Source organism: Mesotoga sp. HF07.pep.5.2.highcov, from assembly GCF_003666285.1.
Taxonomy (GTDB): Bacteria; Thermotogota; Thermotogae; order Petrotogales; family Kosmotogaceae; genus Mesotoga; species Mesotoga prima.
Window position 1 is genome coordinate 1 of record NZ_JFHJ01000213.1, and the last position, 1,257, is coordinate 1,257.

Sequence of the window (1,257 nt, forward strand, 5' to 3'; positions counted from 1 at the left end):
CCTAAGGCCAAGAAGTTAGGAAGTTAAACTCACAAAGACGTTCAGGACGGTTATAATCAAAGATGATAGCATTTGACTGAGGAAAATAATTGGTCTATCTTAGAACCATTATTCAGAACCAATGAATGGAGGAGATTTTGTGAGCAATCGAGAGAGACTGGAAAAACTCAAAGACGACTGGAAGAGAGAAAGAGTCATACCTCTCCTGAAAAGGTTCCCCGAAAGAAAGAAGGAGTTCAAGACATCATTTGATGGACCGGTTGAGATTCTCTATACACCTAAAGAGACCGAAGATTACGAAGAGAAAATCGGATTCCCCGGCCAGTATCCCTTCACACGGGGAGTTCAACCAACTATGTATCGCGGAAGACTATGGACAATGAGACAGTATGCAGGCTTTGGAACAGCCGAAGAGTCTAACCAGAGATACAGGTATCTTCTCTCTCAGGGACAAACTGGCCTTTCGGTGGCATTTGATCTTCCGACTCAGATTGGATACGACTCAGATGACCCGATGTCGGAAGGCGAAGTAGGAAGGGTTGGAGTCGCGATTGACTCGCTTGAGGACATGGAGACACTTTTTGAAGGAATTCCCCTCGAAAGAGTCAGTACTTCTATGACTATCAACTCCACAGCTGCGATTCTTCTTGCGATGTACATCGCCGTTGGCGAAAAACAAGGTGTGGATCCTTCAAAGCTGACAGGAACGATTCAAAACGATATTCTCAAAGAGTACATAGCCAGGGGAACCTACATTTTTCCACCAGATTCATCTATGAGGTTGATCACAGACATCTTCGAATACTGCTCAAAGAACCTCCCCGATTTCAATACTATAAGCATTAGCGGATATCACATAAGAGAGGCCGGAGCCAATTCAGTCCAGGAGATCGCCTTCACTTTGGCTGACGGTATTGCCTACGTGCAAGCGGCCATAGATGCTGGACTCGATCCAAATGTTTTTGGAAAGAGATTGTCCTTCTTCTTCAACTCACATAATGGGTTCCTTGAGGAGATAGCGAAATTCAGAGCAGCGAGAAGACTTTGGGCCAGAATTATGAAAGAAAGATTCGGTGTAACTGATGAAAAGGCAATGATGCTGAGATTCCACACTCAGACTGGAGGATCCACTCTGACCGCCCAGCAACCCATGAACAATATTGTAAGAGTGGCATTTCAGGCATTAGCGGCCGTTCTTGGAGGCACTCAATCACTTCACACAAATTCATTCGACGAGGCTCTCGGTTTGCCAACAGA

The 1,257-nt window shown here is 45.3% G+C and carries 1 protein-coding gene; it reads left to right on the forward strand.

What is annotated here, in order from left to right:
• Positions 1-139: 139 nt before the first annotated feature.
• On the forward strand, positions 140-1,257 hold a 1,118-nt coding region (locus BG32_RS04455), incomplete at its 3' end, for a methylmalonyl-CoA mutase (RefSeq protein ID WP_121526467.1).